The sequence below is a fragment of the Synechococcus sp. O70.2 genome, from assembly GCF_047462135.1.
Lineage (GTDB): Bacteria > Cyanobacteriota > Cyanobacteriia > Thermostichales > Thermostichaceae > Thermostichus.
The window spans coordinates 74,348-90,276 of record NZ_JANSIS010000007.1; the positions used below are offsets into that span (position 1 = coordinate 74,348).

Here is a 15,929-nt window from a genome sequence, read left to right on the forward strand (position 1 = left end):
GATAGGCAGATCCTTGGAGCAGGCTTGACTAGTGTATCTGGGATTCACCAGCACTACGCCAACCTCTTCTTGGGATGGCTCAGGCGTGATTCGAACACGCGACCCAGGGCTTATGAGTCCCCTGCTCTACCGCTGAGCTACTGAGCCAGGGAGGTGCTTAGCCTAGAATAGCATCTCTGCATTGAAACTGCTCCCTAAAAATTGCTCTCCCCGGCTATCTGTGTCAACTCCTTCTCCCCAGGGATCCCTACGGCGATTTTGGCTAGCCCTGCTGCTACAGGTGGGCCTGGTTGCACTGGTACCAGCCCGCAAAGCCCTGACCCTCGCCACCGGCACCACAATCTATCTACAAATAGCTCCTGTGGATCCCTACGACCTTCTGCGAGGTCGGTACATAGCTTTGAGCTACACGCTTGCCCAGTCTCCTGAGCTGGAAAAGTTGCCGGGCTGGTCACCTGAGCTCAGTAAGCCAGGGCTACTCTACCTGCGCTTGGCCCCTCCCAATGGGGATCCTGCTCGACCCTGGCAGGCCATCGGCATCAGCCGCGACCGGCCCAGGGAGCTGCGACCTAAAGAGGTTGTCCTACAAGGGTGGTTTGATGGTGGGCAGCTTAGGTTTGGGATCGAAGAGTTTTTCATTTCGGAAGCGCTGGGAGATGTTTTGGAACTAGAGATCCGCCGCCACCCAGAAACCCTGCGAGCAGAGGTGAAGGTGGATCGCTGGGGCCAAGCAGCGCTGGTGGGCCTTTGGGTAGGAGAACAGCGGTACTAAGAGAAGAGTAAAGCTGGTCTTGCTCTGCCGCCCTTCTAGCCCTCTTTCTTTTTCCGAGAGCGAGTTGCGCTTGTTTTCTTGGCCCTGGCAGATGCTGTGGATTTTTTAGACGACTTCTTCTGGCTAGGAGGTGGCGCTGTAGGAGCTAGAAAAAATACTTCTTTCAGGGCCTCCAACTTTTTGCCTCGTGTAATTTTGCACCCCAGCTTGGTTATGGGGGTTAAGTCCTGCCACCAGCTCCTATCTGCCTCCGCAATTCGCGCGGCTGCAATGGTTACATCAACTCCCTTGAGCGGAGTGCCAGGTTGCTCGGCCAGGTATCTCAACGCGGCCAAGATAGTTTCTCTCGGGGCCTCTGTCAGATTCACCTTTGGGACAATTTCTCTGGTGAGGATTTGGGCCTGCTTAACCTGCTCTGGATCAGGATCGACAACAATGCACCAGAGCCTCTCCAGCCCTGCCTCTCGAGCAACTGCATAGACAAAATGGTTACCAATGGCCTTGTACTGATAGTTGCCAGCCTCGGCCACCAGCAGAGGAACCCAGTTGTGTCCTCCTGTCGCCCTTAGCTGATCTGCGGCTGCTGTAACAAGGAAGGAGGGAGCAGAAAACCCGTCGGCGGGCGTAATGCTCTCAAGGGGTAAGTTAACCAACCTACCTAGATCTGAAAACTCACTCATCGATAAAGTACTCACGGGCAAGACTCTGGTAGCATTCTAAAACTCTCCTGCGCTTAAAGACGGCAGGGACTCCTTCAAAGGCTGCAGTTTTTATCACTGCATATTCAGGTATTCTGAAAATGTATTTGTCCTCATTACCTTTCTTAGGTTTTGGCCGGAAATATGGAAGTAGGTTCATGCTTCTCTCTTGGCTGACAATTTCGTCTATCTCATCATGTGCTCGTTTAATAGTGTTTTCGCTTCCTGAGGAGGGGACGCCATTGAAAAAGATAGGCAAAGTCCTGGGGCCACCATCCTGTCGTGACCTAGCAGTTTCTGGAATAAACTGGGTGATTACTCTAGCAGCATTATTCAGGGAAGACAGATCGTCGGGGCGGGTAGGTATCAAAATAACATCGGCAGCAAAAACACCACTCTGGCTAAAGTAAAGCCATTGAGTTGGGCAGTCGATTAGGATGTAATCATACTCATTGCGAAGAGGGGCAATGAGATCGCGAAGGCGCCGAGTTCCCTTTGGGATATATGCTACTGCCCGGCTATCAGTCAACGTCTCTAGTTCAGGGTCTCTTGGGATAATGTCGAAGATGGGAAGGGTACTCTGCTTGCCTTTGAGTCTGTCAAAGATTTCGAAGATGGAAAATATAATCCGTTTACCCTCGAGTCTATATGTTTGGACAATGGCATGGACGTCTATTTTGGGATCCTTTAAACATTGCGTCAGTGTAATTTTTCCAGGAGTGACTCCCAAACTTCCTGTCAGATCACCCTGAGAATCAAAGTCAACAACTAAGACCTTTTTTCCCTTGGTTGCTAGTGCTGCCGCAAGGTTAATGACCGTCGTTGTTTTGCCTACGCCCCCTTTATTGTTATACACGCATACAGTCAGAGCGCGCTCATAGTTTTCTATCTTGTCTCGCAAGTTACGCACTATGCTCTCAATGTTATCTGAGCTAATATCAAGGTTTGCTGTAGCGGGGTGAACGACTTTTCCGTGCTTCCTCCAAAGCTGGATGTTATTTGCATTGGTGATAATTCCCCATTTTGCAGATTTGCAGTTCTTGGCAAGCAAGTAACTTTCTATCTGATAAACTGCATCTCTATAGTAAGATCCTTCTCTGAGATTAACTGCTCTAGATTTTGCCTCCAAAAGCAAGTAGGGATTCTTCGGGGATCTCAAGAAAATATCTTCAGGATCTCCGTTCTTTCTTGCTGCGAGATCGACCTGGCCGCAACCTGTCTCGAATTCTTCTCTAATTTCCAACTCGTCAAAGCCAAGCGCCTGCAGGAGAGGAACAGCAAAGCGTTGGACAACAATTCGCTCTACCCTCTCGGTGGGAGATATACTCTCAAGCTTCTCTCGGAGATAGCTAGCCTCAGTCATAGGAAAAAATAAGGTGGACAATGCTAACCAAGCTAAAAGCTTGCCCTTAGCCTAGCAATTGCTTTGCCCTCTCTGCCAGCGCCTGGGCTGTCAGGCTGTTGTAGTCCATGAGTTCCGTAGGGGTGGCGGTGGTTTCGCCGCGTTTCCAGGCAAAGATGTCGCGCGGGCCAGTGTAGCGCAGCAATAGGGGCTCCAACATCAGGCTGGATCCGCCGGTTACGCCAATGAGGGCCTCGCCAGCAAACCAGGCAGCAAACTCCTGGTCAGACATGAACTCCCCATCAGCTTGGGCACAGGTGGACCAGGCCACGTCGCCGGGGCGATAGAGGCGGCGGGGGTTGACCACAGAGACAATTTTGCTGCCGATCCCCTGGGCCTTGAGCTGTTCAGCGGCGGCAAAGACGGGCAGGAGGATCATATCTCCCACCACGGCAAAGACCACGGTGCGGGAGCCAGGTAGTTCCTGCAGCACAGTGCAACCCTGCTCCACTGCTTGGCGGGCTTGTTCTAGGGTGGTGCGGATGGGCAAGGGGGTTTTGCTGGCAAAGATCGGGATCCCTTTGTTGAAGGTCGATAAGGCCCACTCGTAGGCAGCTTGGGCGCAGTTGGCGTCGGGGGGAAAGAGGGGGAAAATGTTGCCGTTGCGCATCATGGCCGCTAGGTAGGCCTCAATTTCCGGCCGCTGGTGGGTCCAGCCGTTGCGTCCCTGCTCCAACGCTCCAGCCGTGAAGAGAGCAATAGCGGAAGGGGTGGGGCGGCGCAGCTCCGCCATCGCCTGGGTTACCGTCTGCCAGATGGGCAAGCCGTTGACGGCAAAGGCTTCGTAGGAGCACCAGAGGGAGCGCCCGCCAAAGAGTGCCAGGCCCCCTGTCAAGCCAGCGCAGGCATCTTCGCTCAGGGGTTCGTAGACCCGCCCTTGGGGCTGTTGGTTGTAGAGAGGATCCACTGTGGGGTGGATGACTTTCAGGCCCTGGTTGACATTGGCAAGACCAGAGGCCTCGTTGCCATCGGCATTGGCTACCAGAAAGTCAGGGTCTTTCTGCCCCACCTGCACCACCAAGGCGCCGATGGCAGTGGTGGAGACTTGCTTATCGCCGAGGGGGAACTCGGTTAAGTTCAGGGATCCCAGCGGCGGCAAGGGCCGGACGGACTCCGTGACAACTACCTTGGCGGCTGGTCCACCGGCTGCCCGCTCGCAGTTTTGGCGCACCAAAGCCCAAGCGGCTGGGTGGAGGGCCCGTGCCTGCAGAGCGGCCACGATGTCGGGGTGATCCAAGGTGTGGTGGGCATAGAGGTTGTGGGATTTGGATCCCTTGGCGTGCACGCCTGCTCCTTTGAGTTGTTTGAGGATGAAAACCGTCAGATGTCCGCTCAGCGCTGACTGGATGGCCCGCTCCATCTCGGTCAGTACCCTCTGGGCAAAGGCCAGACGGGCTTCCAGAGAAAATTGGGTGCTATCCACATAGGGGCCGGGCTGCTGGGCATCGTCGAAGTCTTTGGCGTCGACTAGCACTACTTCCTCAAAGCCATTGCCCCGCCAGTACTCGACCATCTGAGCGTTGGTGAAGGTCGAGATCATGCTGTGGTGCTCTTGGCTATAGCCGTTCCAGACCAGCACCGGCAGGAAGTTGGTGCGCTGCGGGAAGGCGGTGTGAAAGTGGATCATGGAGCTCATCACGTAGGGCTCCCCCAAGCCCCCATCGCCGATGGTGACGGGGAAGAGCCGATCCGGGTAGAGCAAGGCTGCGGCCATGGCAAAATGCTGCCCCTGCCCGAGGGGCCCTGCTGGCGCTAGCAGGCCGGGGATGTAGCCAGAGAGGTGACCCAGCAGCCCTTCCCGTTCCCGAAAGCGAGCCTGCAAGTCGGAGACAGTGTGGATGCCCATCTCCGCCAGCGATCCATCCAAGAACATGGCGGCATAGAAGCCGGGCGCGTGGTGGCCCACCTCGGTAGGGATGTTCTTTTGGCCCAGGTACACCAAAGCGGCATAGGCTTCCGCTTGGCTGGCAAATCCGCCCGGGTGGCCCGAGGCTTTGCTGGCGGTCATCTGCAGGGTGAGGTAGCGCAGCGCATCGGCATAGAGCAAGGTCTGGTAGGCGGCCATACGGCTGCCGGGATCCCGCAGCTTGCCTGTGGCAGCATCCACTGCAGGTTCCTGGCCCAGGCGGTCGAATTCCGGCCAGGGATCGCCAAAGTAGCGGATCCCTTGGCAGAAGGCGGGAATTGGGGCAGTTGTCATCGGCCAAGCCTCACTCTTGTCAGGTCAATCCTCACTTTAAACCGGATAAAGCTTTTCGGAGGTTTTAAGCCGAACTCTTCTAGCCGCCACTCTCCCTTGCGCCTCTGGCTTGGGCAGGCAAAAGGTTGCGCGGTCTATCTTCCTCATCGACGACAGAGACTGGGGCAGAGATGGGCTGCTCTTGCTGTTGCCTACAACATCTAGTGTCTCAAACTCCTTGGCTGCTTACTTTTCCACAATATGTAGATCAAAGACGGCAGATGCTCAACCAGTTTGCTTGACCTTATATCGTGGAGACATCTTGAAAGCGAAGACCCATGTCCCTTTTGGAAAAGCTGTGATACATTCAAGGGAGGCCAGAGCGGGATCTTTAAGGAGCCTGCAGCCCTTGGCAAAGAAAGGGAGAGTTCATCCTGTGGTAGCTTGAGTTTCGCAAAGTCTTTGGATTTTCTTTGCCCTAATTGAGGATTCAACACAACTTCCCGACCCACCTATTTGTGCCTCAAGACTAGCTGCCCTATGACCGAGAGTCGTCCTTGTGCCCCCTGCATTGTCGACAGCGGAATTTTGGTTAACAAGCGGGATATTTACCGTCTTTTGGCGGATTTGGGGCGGGTTCGCTACTTCGATATCGTCGAAGGTCAGGTGCAAAGGCAGGGGGAGGGCTATGTGATGGAGGTATTTCAGGATGCAACGGCGGCCACCTTGGTGGCCAATCGCAGCCTCTACCTAAACCTAAACAGCTTCGACTACGCCTGCTTGCGGGATCCCTCCCCCGCTGAGGTGGCAGAGGTGGGCACGGAACGGCCTAGCGTGGTGATCGATCTGGTGCAGGAGCACCGCATCTTGCGTTTGGTTCCCCTGTCGGATCCGCTGTCGGATCCCGCGCAACTGTGGGCAGATACTCGCGCGCTGCGGGCGGCAATGGCGGACGCCTTGGCAGCAAGCTGGAGCCTAGAAGAGGAGGACGGATCTTTCGAGCCCGATTGAAGGGGGGGATCCTCGCGCAGCGTTTCGGCAGGCTGGAGAGAAAAGGGCGCCGGAGCCTGCTGGGCTTCAGTCAGGAAGCTGGCGAAGCGGCCCTCAGGAGTTCCGGCGACTGGCGCACCGTCTCGAAGAAGTAGTGGACATTGGCCTCAGGGGTGGCAGGGTGAACCCCATGGCCCAGGTTCATGATGTGCCCCCGCGAGCCCGCCTTCCGAATCACCTCCAGGGTGCGCTGGCGGATCAACTCCCGCGATCCCAGCAAGACCATCGGATCGAGGTTGCCCTGGACAGCCAGGGATCCCAGACGGGCCCTGGCTTCTGCCATGTCACTCATCCAGTCAAGGCTGAACACGTCGATACCAGCTTTACCCACCCGCTCTAGCAAGCCGGCGCTGCCGTTGATGTAGAGGATCAGCGGCACTTGGGGATACCGAGCCTTGACCTGATCCACAATCTGCTTTTGGTAGGGCAAAGCCCAGGTCTCGTAATCGCTGGGGCTGAGCTGGCCAGCCCACGTATCAAACAACTGCACCGCTTGGGCACCGCTCTCAATTTGGTAGATCACGTAGCGGGCAATGCTATCGGCCAGCTTGCCCAGAAGCTGGTGCAAGAGCTGCGGCTGGGTGAAAGCCAAACTCTTGATGTAGGCATAGTCTTTGGAGCTGCGCCCCTCGACAGCGTAACAGGCCAAAGTCCAAGGTGAGCCAACAAAGCCCAGCAGGGTCGCCTTCCCTTCCACCTCACGGCGCAAGGTCGTAAGAATGGTTTTGATGAAGGGCAAGCTTTCTTCTGGCTCTAACAGTCGGATTTGCTCAATCTGGGCTTGGGAGCGAATTGGCGGGTCGATAATCGGCCCCTGGTTCTCCACCAGCTCAAAGGTAATGCCCATGCCCTCGAGAGGAGTGAGGATGTCGCTGAACAGAATCACGGCGTCGGGGGCAAAGGCGCGAAAGGGTTGCAAGGAGATCTCGATGGCTAGCTCCGGGATCTCGCAGCGCTGCTTGAAGGTGTACCTGCTCTGCAACTCGCGGTAGGCCGCCATGTAGCGGCCCGCCTGGCGCATCATCCAAACTGGGGGGCGATCCACCACTTCCCCGCGGGCTGCCCGTAGCAGGCGGTTGCCATCGCCATCGGGAGGAGGAGAAGCGCTGAGGTAGGCAGGTGAGTGGGACATGAAAAACTCAGCCAGTGAAGACCCTTAGTGCATCCTGACATCGAGATGACAAACGGCGCAAGCTTGCACTCCAAAGATCCCAGTACTTGCAATCCTCGCCATAAGCCAAAGCAAGCCTTGGCAGGAGGGATCCGGAGCTCGGGCGAACATGCGATAATGTCAGCCTGTGGGCCTTGTTGTAGAGCTGCCCGCTAGGGATCCTCTGGGGCTGAGTTGAGAGGAAAACCAGCTTGGTTGCCCAAACTTTCGACCTAGAAACCTACCTAAGCCAGCGGCAGCAACAGGTGGAGGAAGCCCTCTCTGCCGCGGTTAGGCCTGCTTATCCAGAACGCCTCTATGAGGCAATGCGCTATAGCCTCCTGGCAGGGGGGAAGCGCCTCAGGCCCATCCTCTGTCTAGCAGCCTGTGAGTTGGCCGGCGGCTCGGTGGAGCAGGCCATGCCTACGGCCTGTGCGCTGGAGATGATCCACACCATGTCGTTGATCCACGACGATCTGCCGGCCATGGACAACGATGATTTTCGCCGCGGCAAGCCCACCAATCATAAGGTGTTTGGTGAGGATATCGCCATTTTGGCAGGCGATGCCCTGCTGGCCTACGCTTTTGAGTATATCGCCAGCCAAACGCGGGGGGTGCCGCCGCAGCGGATCCTGGAGGTGATTGCCCGCATTGGCCATGCGGCTGCGGCAACTGGCTTGGTGGGAGGCCAGGTGGTGGATCTGGAGTCGGAGGGCAAGGCCATTTCCCTGGAAACCCTGGAGTACATCCACCGCCACAAAACCGGCGCCCTGCTAGAGGCCTCAGTGGTCTCAGGAGCGATCCTGGCCGGGGCCGATGAGGAGCTGCTGGGGCGGTTGAGCCACTATGCCCAGGATATTGGCCTAGCCTTCCAGATTGTCGACGATATTTTGGATGTCACTGCCACTAGCGAACAGTTGGGCAAAACAGCAGGCAAAGATCAAGTGGTTGCCAAAGCCACATACCCTAGCCTGCTGGGTCTAGAGGCCTCTCGGGAGAAGGCCGAAGAGCTGATCCAATCGGCTAAGCAGGCGCTGCGCCCCTATGGATCCCAGGCTGAGCCCCTGTTGGCCCTGGCAGATTTCATCGCCCGCCGCCAGCATTAACCTGCCCCCCTTGGAGGCCTTGCTCCCCCCTTCCTCTGCCGGAGAGCCCTATGCTGCAACAGTTGATGGCTAACCATGTTCTCTGGGTTGCCCTGCTGGCCAGTGGGTTAGCCCAGGCCATCAAGCTCATCCTGGCCTATGTGCGCTCGGGCAAGCTCAACCTGCGGGTCTTGCTGGAGATGGGGGGGATGCCCAGCTCCCATGCGGCCCTGGTGACTGCTTTGGCCGTGGGCGTGGGGTTAGAGGAAGGTTGGGATAGCCTCCTGTTTGCAGCAACGGTGGTCTTTGCCCTGGTGGTGATGTATGATGCTGCCGGGATCCGCCAGGCTGCTGGCAAGCAGGCGCAGGTGTTGAACCGCCTCCTAGAAGAATGGTTGGAAGAGAAAGGCGCCGATCGCTTCCAGGAGCCCTACCTGCGAGAGCTGCTGGGCCATACGCCCATCCAGGTGCTCGCCGGGGCAGCCCTAGGGGCGGCCTGTATTACCCTCTCGTTTGCTTTGGGCATTAGCTAAAGCTTGAGGCATCCTGGAGCAGCCGCATCAGGGATAACCATGGCCTCCAATTCCCAACCTCGTCCCCTCCAACGCTGCCCGGCCTGTGGTAAGCCCATCCCAGCCTACCGGTACAAGTCTCCCTACTGTGACTACTGCGGTTGGCGAGCTGGGGCAAAGCCGATCCCTCGAGAAGGCGGATCTGGGGGCAAGAGAGTTGGAGCCCGGGGGAGTATTCAGAGCCTCAACCTACCCCCCCTGCTGCGGCCACTGCTGAACTTCAACTTTTACCTCTATCTGGGCTGGGGGATCAGCCCTCTGTTTCCCCTGGTGGTGGATCGGCCGCTGCTGGCCGAGTCCAGCTATCTGCTGCTGATCCCACTTCTATTGAGCTGGGGGCTGCTCTACCTGGCAGTGCGGGATCGGCCGCTACCCCAGGATCTGCGGCTGCCGCGTCTATTGCTGGATGTGGCATTTGTCCTGCTGCCTTTCTTTCAAAGAATTAACGTCTCCAAAGCCCCTAACCGACCCTACTGGAATGCCCTGCTCATCTGGGTCATCGGGATCCTACTGCTTGCTGCGGTGTGGCTGTGGAGCTTTAGCCTGCTTCTGACGGCATTGACACTGCTGTTGACCAGCTTCTGCACGCTGCTGTTCTAGCTACGTCCCGTGGGCATAGCGCTTCATCATCGATTAGCTCACAAGCCCAGAATACAACAAATGCTTGGCATAACCACACGTATTTTGGCCAAAGTCCAGGGCCGTTCGCGCTAACTTTGCCCCGGGAAATTACTAGTGGTACTTTCACAAGGTCTCGCCAAGGCTTTCTCAGGGAAGCTTGTCCAGTTTGCCCTTCCCCTTGCAAAGAGGGGGCAATTAGGATGAAGGGGGATCCCGTTGGGAGGAATCTCAGTCAAATGGCAGGTGAGGTTGCTGCGCCATGAAACCGACTTGGCAAACGGATGGAGAGACTTGGTTTCTTCTGCCTCCCCAACCCCGCGCCGTAATCCACTTTCTAGGCGGAGCGTTTGTGGGATCTGCGCCGCAGTTTTTCTACAGCCGTCTGTTGGAAGAATTGGCCCGCATGGGCATGGCCGTTGTAGCCACTGCCTACGCCACCGACCTCGATCACGCCCAAATAGCCTTCAAGGCAGCACGATCTCTCCATAGAAGCCTGCAGAGCAAAGGCTTGATGGACTTACCCCTCTTTGGCTTGGGCCACAGCCTTGGAGGTAAGCTGCAGATCCTCTCCTGCCTAGCCCTCCCTTCTTTGGGATCCCAGCGGCGCGGCAATATTTTTTTGGCCTACAGCAATGCCGGGTTGGAGCGGGCGCTGCCGCTGTTGCAGGTGTTGGTGCAAGCGTGGCCTCAACAGCAACTCAGCGATCTGTGGCGGATGTGGATGGGATCCTCGTCACCGCCGGTAAACCTGTGGTTGGAGTTTGAGCCCTCTCCGGCAGAGACCAATCGCCTCATTGAGGAGCGGTATCCGGTGAGAAACAACCTGCTTGTAGAGTTTCAGCAGGATGATATTGACGATATTCCACTGCTCTATCAGCAGCTTTCTCGCAAGTACGGGGAGCACACCGAATGGCAGCGCCTAGAGGGGGATCACCTAACTCCTCTGGGCTTTAGCTATCCTTTCCTGGTTGGGCAAGAGTTTAGCCCTGTCGACGCTCTTGCACAGCTTCTCTACCAAAACTTGCTTGCCCCCAACTACCTCCTGATCCAGCGCATCAAAGCCTGGTTGTCAGCCCAACTGGCCTAGTCGAGCCAGCTGAGATCCGAGAGGAGATCTTGGGCATAGGAGGAAGAAGAGTGGGCTTGCAGGTAAAGCAACAGGCGTAGGATGTCGCTCATCAGGAAGTAACAGGTCAAGAGGCCACCAGCAGCCGTAGCCACTAAGGTTCCCGCTAGCATGCGCGAGAACTCCTGCCGCTGGAAAGCCTGCTCCATCAGGCGCAGCGCCCAAAATCCCAGCAAGACAACAATAGCAAGGATGATCGACATATCGTAATCTATGCTGTAACTTAGTGTAACATCGCTGCTGCTTACCTACCATGGGCAGGAGGCCAAGGGGTCCAAAGCCTCAGGAAGAAGCTAACCCTGCCTCAGCGGCCAGAGGGAAGGGAGCCAGCTTCCCGCTAATTAGCCAGTTGTCTCCCAAGGTCTGCAGTTGCGGCTCCAGCAGTTGCCAGCTCTGGTTGACCTCAGGGATCCCTTCCCCTTCTACGGGAGTTGGTGCGTTGGCCCCTCCCAGGATCTTGGGAGCGATGAAGGCGGCCACCTTCTGAATGGCCCCATCCTTGAGGGCTGCCCAGGCCAGGGTGCCGCCGCATTCCCAGAGGGCGCTTAGACAGCCTCGCTCAAAGAGAACCTGCGCTGCTCGAGCCGGGGTTACTCGATCCAGGTGCAGCAGCTCCACCCCTTGCTTGGCCAGGGCTCCCCAGAGGGGATGGGCCTCAGTGGCTTCGGTAATCACCAAAGTTGGCGCCTCCTCCACTTGCCACAGGTGGGCCACTGGGGGGAGGTTAAGGGAGCGGCTGAGAACCACCCGCAGAGGCTGGGATCCCTGAAAATCCGGCAGGCGGCAGGTGAGGCGGGGGTTGTCGTGCCAAACGGTTTGGGAGCCAACGATCACGGCGTCGTGCCAGGCCCGCTGGCGGTAAACCCACTCTCGTGCCAAGGGGTTGCTAATCCACTGGCTGTGGCCAGTGGTGGCCGCGCTCTTGCCGTCTAGGGTCATGGCGTATTTGAGCAGGCCAAAACACTGCTTTCGCACAATGGCAAAGGCAAAGCCCTCGTTGAGCTCTTGGCAGTCCTGCTCCAGCACCCCCACTGTCACCTCGACTCCTGCCTCCTGCAGGCGACGGATCCCTTTGCCGGCTACCAGCGGATTGGGATCCTGCATCCCCACCACCACCCGCCGGATCCCAGCCGCCAGAATGGCCTCAGTACAAGGGGGGGTGCGCCCATAGTGGTTGCAGGGCTCGAGGTTAACGTAGAGGGTGGCGCCCTTGGCCAGGGATCCCGCCTGCTGCAGAGCCAAGACCTCGGCGTGGGGCTGGCCGGCTCCTAGATGAACACCTTCCCCCACCACCTGATCCCCCCGGACAATGACGCAGGCTACCCGCGGGTTAGGGGAGGGGCGCTGTGGTGTCGAGCGGGCCAAGGAGAGGCAGCGTTCCATCCACTGCCGGTCGGCGTCCAGGTTCATGGGAGGCGCTTTCGGGGAGCACTTTAGCAGGCGGTGTTTTGGATCCTAGCTGCTTCTTGGCAGGGAGCCGGCTGCGGCACGGCTTTGGTAAGCTGGTTACGGCTTTGGCGGCAGGGATCCCATGGACAGCCTTCAACTTTGGCAGCGCTACTGCGATTGGCTCTACTACCATCCCGAGCTGGAAATTTTTGTGGATATCAGCCGCATCCGTTTTACCCCTGCCCAAGTGGAGGCGCTGCGGCCTCTCTTTGCCCGGGCTTTTGCTGAAATGCAGGCCTTAGAAGCCGGGGCCATCGCCAACCCGGACGAAGGTCGCCAGGTGGGCCACTATTGGCTGCGGGCGCCGGAGCTGGCTCCCACTGCCGAAATCCGGCAGGCAATTCAAGACTGCGTTGAACAGGTGGAGAGCTTTGCCAAAAAGATCCACGGCGGCGTGATCCCGGCAAGTGGAGGAGGGCGTTTCACCGAGCTGCTCTGGATTGGCATTGGCGGCTCGGCCCTGGGGCCGCAATTTGTGGCGGAGGCCTTGGCTCCGCTGCAGCCGCCCTTGAACATCCACTTCATCGACAATACGGATCCCGACGGGTTTGATCGGGTGCTGGGACGGCTAGCAGGCAAACTGGGACAGACCCTGGTGGTTGTCGCCTCCAAATCCGGTAGCACGCCCGAGTCGCGCAACGGCTTGGTGGAGGTGGCGCTGGCTTACCAGAAGGCCGGGATCCCCTTTGCCAGCCAGGCAGTAGCCGTTACCGGTCCCGGCAGCCAATTGGAGCAGCAGGCGCAGCGGGAAGGGTGGCTGGCGGTCTTCCCCATCTTCGACTGGGTGGGGGGGCGCACGTCAGAAACTTCGGCAGTAGGCCTGTTGCCGGCAGCGTTGCAGGGGATCGACATCCGGGCTTTGCTGGCCGGGGCCGCCACCATGGACGAGGCCACCCGCGTACCCCAGCTGGAGCGCAACCCCGCTGCCCTCTTGGCCATGGCTTGGTACATCGTCGGCGAGGGGCGGGGGCGCAAGGATATGGTGGTTTTACCCTACAAAGACCGCCTGGCCCTGTTTAGCCGCTACCTGCAGCAGTTGGTGATGGAGTCCCTAGGCAAGTCCCACGACCTGCAGGGCAACCTGGTGGAGCAGGGCCTAACCGTCTACGGCCACAAGGGCACCACCGATCAGCACGCCTACGTGCAGCAGTTGCGGGAGGGCTTGAACAACTTCTTCGTCACCTTCATCGAGGTGCTCCAGGATCGCGAGCCCGGGATCCCTTCCCCCTTCGTAGAGCCACTGGTAACCAGCGGCGACTACCTGGATGGCCTACTGCAGGGCACCCGCCAGGCCCTCTACGAAAACGGGCGCGACTCCATCACGGTGACGCTGCCGCGGGTGGATGCCCGCTCCGTGGGGGCCCTGATTGCCCTCTACGAACGCGCAGTGGGCCTCTACGCCTCCTTGATCCAGGTCAACGCCTATCACCAGCCGGGGGTGGAAGCCGGCAAGAAAGCGGCTAGCGCCGTCCTGCAGCTCCAGCGTCAGGTGCTGGAGGTGATGCAAGAGCAAAAAGGATCCCTGACCCTAACTCAGTTGGCAGAAAAACTGGGCTGCCCGGAGCGCATCGAAACGCTGTACTGGATTGTGCGGCATCTACACGCCAATGGCCGCGGTCTGGTGCTTGTGGGGGATCCTGGCCGACCCTTGGAGCTGAGCATCCAGCCGCGTCTGGCCTGAGGGTTTAGAAGAGGCAGCCTGAAGAAAGATCTGTATCTCACCTTAAACCCCTCCTGGGCAGCCGGTCTGTCTGCCTAGAATCAAGCAAAAGCCCACTGCAGGAGGAGACGATGGATCAACCTGCTGCCGTCCTGCCTTTGCAAGCCCCAAAAGACGTCTCCCTGGAGGAAATCGAGCAGGAGCTAAACAAAATCTGGTCCTCCAAGGAAGAGAGCGTTGCCGCCCGGGCCGCCACCTTTACCCTGGTGGTGTATGAGTCGCTAGACGATGCCCTGCTGCTGCCTTCCCCCACCGTCGAGGCCATTGCTAGCCAAAACCCCTGCCGCGTCATTGACCTGCGGGCCAAACGGGAGGGAGCCACAGACGACACCCTCGAGGCCCAGGTAGCTGCCTACTGTCCGGTGACGCGCGAACAGCGCAGCTCGCTAGTGTGTTGCGAATACATCACCCTGAAGGCACCGGAATCGGCTCTTGTGCGGGCTTGCAGCACCGTCGCCTCGCTGTTGATCCCCAACTTGCCCACCTTCCTGTGGTGGCAAGGCAACCTGGACTTGAACAGCTTGCTGTTTCAGAAGTTGGTGGCTCTAAGCAGCCGCGTCATCGTCGACTCCCGGGGCTTTGTCAATCCCGAGGAAGACTTGCAGGAGATGAATCTTCTCGTCAGCGAGGGACACCACTGCGGGGATCTCAACTGGCGCCGGCTGCTGCCCTGGCAGGAACTCACTGCCCAAGCCTTCGACCCGCCAGAGCGGCGGGAGTCTTTGTACTGGATAGATCAGGTAACCATTGACTACAAAGCCGGCAACCCCTGCCAGGCCCTCCTTTTCCTGAGCTGGCTGGCCAGCCGTCTGGGGTGGACGCCCACCGAGCGAGCGCAGAGCCGGGAACAGGACTATGAGATTGACCTCATCCGCTTCCAAACTCAAGCTGGAGGTGAGGTGAAGGCAGAGTTGGCCGCCGTACCCCTGGTCTCGGAGACTAGCCAGCCGGGGGACCTCATTGGGCTGCGCCTCACCTCGAGCAACCAGGAAGCCAACGCCTGCACCGTGCTTTGTTCGGAAACCACCGGCTGCATGCGCATGGAAGCCAGGGGAGGTGCCCAGAGATGCGTGGTTCGCCAGGTGGCACCCCTGGAGCAGGATTCCTTGGAAACGCTGCTGGCTGCCGAGTTGCAGCGGCCTGGCCCTGACTATCTTTACGAAGAAACCCTAGGCGTGGCGGCCCAGATCCTCAAGTTGAGCAAAAGCGCAGCAACGGGGTAGAGTCTTGAGCCTGCTTGAAGAAAATCGGTCTTGGGGAGACGGACCCGTTTTATGTTCAAGCTCTACCCAACACACCGCTTGGCCAACGAAAGCCTTGGCTGCTCAGGACGTCCCAAGAGACCTGCTCAAGAAATCCGGGCCGGCTGTTAGCGCAGGCCTAGGACAAAGGCCAGCACACTGTGGCCCACTAGTGCTTCCACTGCGATGCTAATGGCAAACCCCAGCATGGCCAGCCGCCCGTTCCAGCGCTCAGCTTGCTCCGTCCAGCCAATTTCCCATGCCGGTGGAGCTTCGCCCTCTTGCCCATACTGCGGCACATAGGGTGGACGAACAGCACCCTCCCAGCCTGCAGGGCGCTTGGAGTTAAAGAACGCTATCGAACCCAGGGCAACGGCAGCCACTAGGCCAGTTACCATCACAGCGATGTAGGGGAGGAAGGGGTTGTCAAGCATTGCTGTCTAGTGTCGAAGTGCTAAGCCAACAAGCTGGCTGGAGAAGAACTGGGATCCTAGCGGCCCGCCACCGCTTTCTCCAGCTTGCCTTGCCAGAGCTACCGCAGTCCCAGCCACTGGGCGAGGGTGCTGGCGAAAACACTGTGGCCCACTAGCGCCTCGGTGGCGATGCTGATGACAAAACCCACCATAGCCAGGCGGCCATTCCAGCGCTCCGCCTGCTCCGTCCAGCCCGGGATCCAGTCGTTGGTGGTGTCGTAGTACTTAGCTACGGAAGCAGAATCCAGGCGAGAAGGGATCCGGGGAGAGGGTTGCATGGTTAATACCTCATAACCTTTCTCAAAGAAAATTAACACCAAATTACAGTTTGTGACAACTCTCTTCTGCCGGCAAGGGAGAGTTTTCGGGGTGGATCCTAGAGCGATGCCAT

The 15,929-nt window shown here is 58.3% G+C and carries 16 protein-coding genes and 1 tRNA gene; 8 read left to right on the forward strand and 9 right to left on the reverse strand.

The window, feature by feature from the left end; all coding sequences use genetic code 11:
• Nucleotides 1–75: 75 nt before the first annotated feature.
• A tRNA-Met gene (locus tag NW812_RS09015) sits at nucleotides 76–147 on the reverse strand.
• A gap of 73 nt (nucleotides 148–220) precedes the next feature.
• Here NW812_RS09015 and NW812_RS09020 point away from each other — a divergent pair.
• Nucleotides 221–772 carry a GDYXXLXY domain-containing protein gene (locus tag NW812_RS09020; protein ID WP_414396029.1) on the forward strand — a complete coding sequence of 184 codons (552 nt, stop codon included), beginning with the start codon at nucleotides 221–223 and terminating at the stop codon, nucleotides 770–772.
• A gap of 35 nt (nucleotides 773–807) precedes the next feature.
• Here NW812_RS09020 and NW812_RS09025 read toward each other — a convergent pair whose 3' ends face one another.
• From NW812_RS09025 to NW812_RS09035, 3 genes are read right to left on the reverse strand one after another with little or no spacing between them, the layout of a single operon-like run.
• The gene (locus NW812_RS09025; protein ID WP_414396031.1) at nucleotides 808–1,467 is read right to left on the reverse strand and encodes a Rho termination factor; all 660 of its coding nucleotides are present in this window, start codon (nucleotides 1,465–1,467) and stop codon (nucleotides 808–810) included.
• The gene (locus NW812_RS09030) at nucleotides 1,445–2,833 is read right to left on the reverse strand and encodes an AAA family ATPase (protein WP_414396033.1); all 1,389 of its coding nucleotides are present in this window, start codon (nucleotides 2,831–2,833) and stop codon (nucleotides 1,445–1,447) included. Before NW812_RS09030 ends, NW812_RS09025 begins: the two co-directional genes overlap by 23 nt.
• 46 nt (nucleotides 2,834–2,879) lie before the next feature.
• Entirely contained in the window at nucleotides 2,880–5,072 is a 2,193-nt protein-coding gene (locus NW812_RS09035) for a phosphoketolase (protein ID WP_414396035.1), read from the reverse strand.
• Between the two features lie 519 nt (nucleotides 5,073–5,591).
• Between NW812_RS09035 and NW812_RS09040 the strand changes: the two genes are divergently transcribed.
• Complete coding sequence (locus NW812_RS09040; protein ID WP_414396037.1) at nucleotides 5,592–6,062, forward strand: hypothetical protein; 471 nt, start codon at nucleotides 5,592–5,594, stop codon at nucleotides 6,060–6,062.
• Nucleotides 6,063–6,132: 70 nt separating this feature from the next.
• On the opposite strand, the gene hemE is transcribed toward NW812_RS09040, so the two are convergent.
• Nucleotides 6,133–7,233 carry a uroporphyrinogen decarboxylase gene (gene hemE, locus NW812_RS09045; RefSeq protein ID WP_414396038.1) on the reverse strand — a complete coding sequence of 367 codons (1,101 nt, stop codon included), beginning with the start codon at nucleotides 7,231–7,233 and terminating at the stop codon, nucleotides 6,133–6,135.
• Nucleotides 7,234–7,463: 230 nt separating this feature from the next.
• Here hemE and crtE point away from each other — a divergent pair, with 230 nt between their 5' ends.
• From crtE to NW812_RS09065, 4 genes are all read left to right on the forward strand, one after another.
• On the forward strand, nucleotides 7,464–8,357 hold the full coding sequence (gene crtE / locus NW812_RS09050) for a geranylgeranyl diphosphate synthase CrtE (RefSeq protein WP_414396040.1): 894 nt from the start codon (nucleotides 7,464–7,466) through the stop codon (nucleotides 8,355–8,357).
• Nucleotides 8,358–8,407: 50 nt separating this feature from the next.
• A complete protein-coding gene (locus tag NW812_RS09055) occupies nucleotides 8,408–8,869 on the forward strand; it encodes a divergent PAP2 family protein (protein ID WP_414396042.1) in 462 nt (153 codons plus the stop codon).
• A 39-nt stretch (nucleotides 8,870–8,908) separates the two neighbouring features.
• The gene (locus NW812_RS09060) at nucleotides 8,909–9,508 is read left to right on the forward strand and encodes a hypothetical protein (RefSeq protein WP_414396043.1); all 600 of its coding nucleotides are present in this window, start codon (nucleotides 8,909–8,911) and stop codon (nucleotides 9,506–9,508) included.
• Between the two features lie 280 nt (nucleotides 9,509–9,788).
• Nucleotides 9,789–10,616 (forward strand): DUF1350 family protein, encoded by an 828-nt coding sequence (locus tag NW812_RS09065; RefSeq protein ID WP_414396045.1) that lies wholly within the window; start codon nucleotides 9,789–9,791, stop codon nucleotides 10,614–10,616.
• On the opposite strand, the gene NW812_RS09070 is transcribed toward NW812_RS09065, so the two are convergent.
• Both NW812_RS09070 and ribD read right to left on the reverse strand, forming a co-directional pair.
• A complete protein-coding gene (locus NW812_RS09070) occupies nucleotides 10,613–10,858 on the reverse strand; it encodes a hypothetical protein (RefSeq protein WP_414396047.1) in 246 nt (81 codons plus the stop codon). The genes NW812_RS09065 and NW812_RS09070 overlap by 4 nt on opposite strands.
• Nucleotides 10,859–10,937: 79 nt before the next feature.
• Nucleotides 10,938–12,059 (reverse strand): bifunctional diaminohydroxyphosphoribosylaminopyrimidine deaminase/5-amino-6-(5-phosphoribosylamino)uracil reductase RibD, encoded by a 1,122-nt coding sequence (gene ribD / locus NW812_RS09075; protein ID WP_414396116.1) that lies wholly within the window; start codon nucleotides 12,057–12,059, stop codon nucleotides 10,938–10,940.
• A gap of 127 nt (nucleotides 12,060–12,186) precedes the next feature.
• Here ribD and NW812_RS09080 point away from each other — a divergent pair, with 127 nt between their 5' ends.
• Nucleotides 12,187–13,785: a glucose-6-phosphate isomerase gene (locus NW812_RS09080; protein ID WP_414396049.1), complete on the forward strand. Its 1,599-nt coding sequence runs from the start codon at nucleotides 12,187–12,189 to the stop codon at nucleotides 13,783–13,785.
• 110 nt (nucleotides 13,786–13,895) lie between these two features.
• The gene (locus tag NW812_RS09085) at nucleotides 13,896–15,047 is read left to right on the forward strand and encodes a glucose-6-phosphate dehydrogenase assembly protein OpcA (protein WP_414396050.1); all 1,152 of its coding nucleotides are present in this window, start codon (nucleotides 13,896–13,898) and stop codon (nucleotides 15,045–15,047) included.
• Between the two features lie 146 nt (nucleotides 15,048–15,193).
• Here the strand turns inward: NW812_RS09085 and psb35 are convergent, their stop codons facing one another.
• Both psb35 and NW812_RS09095 read right to left on the reverse strand, forming a co-directional pair.
• Nucleotides 15,194–15,499, reverse strand: a complete 306-nt coding sequence (psb35, locus tag NW812_RS09090) for a photosystem II assembly protein Psb35 (protein WP_414396052.1) — start codon at nucleotides 15,497–15,499, stop codon at nucleotides 15,194–15,196.
• Between the two features lie 98 nt (nucleotides 15,500–15,597).
• A complete protein-coding gene (locus NW812_RS09095) occupies nucleotides 15,598–15,816 on the reverse strand; it encodes a chlorophyll a/b-binding protein (RefSeq protein WP_414396054.1) in 219 nt (72 codons plus the stop codon).
• Nucleotides 15,817–15,929: the final 113 nt, after the last annotated feature.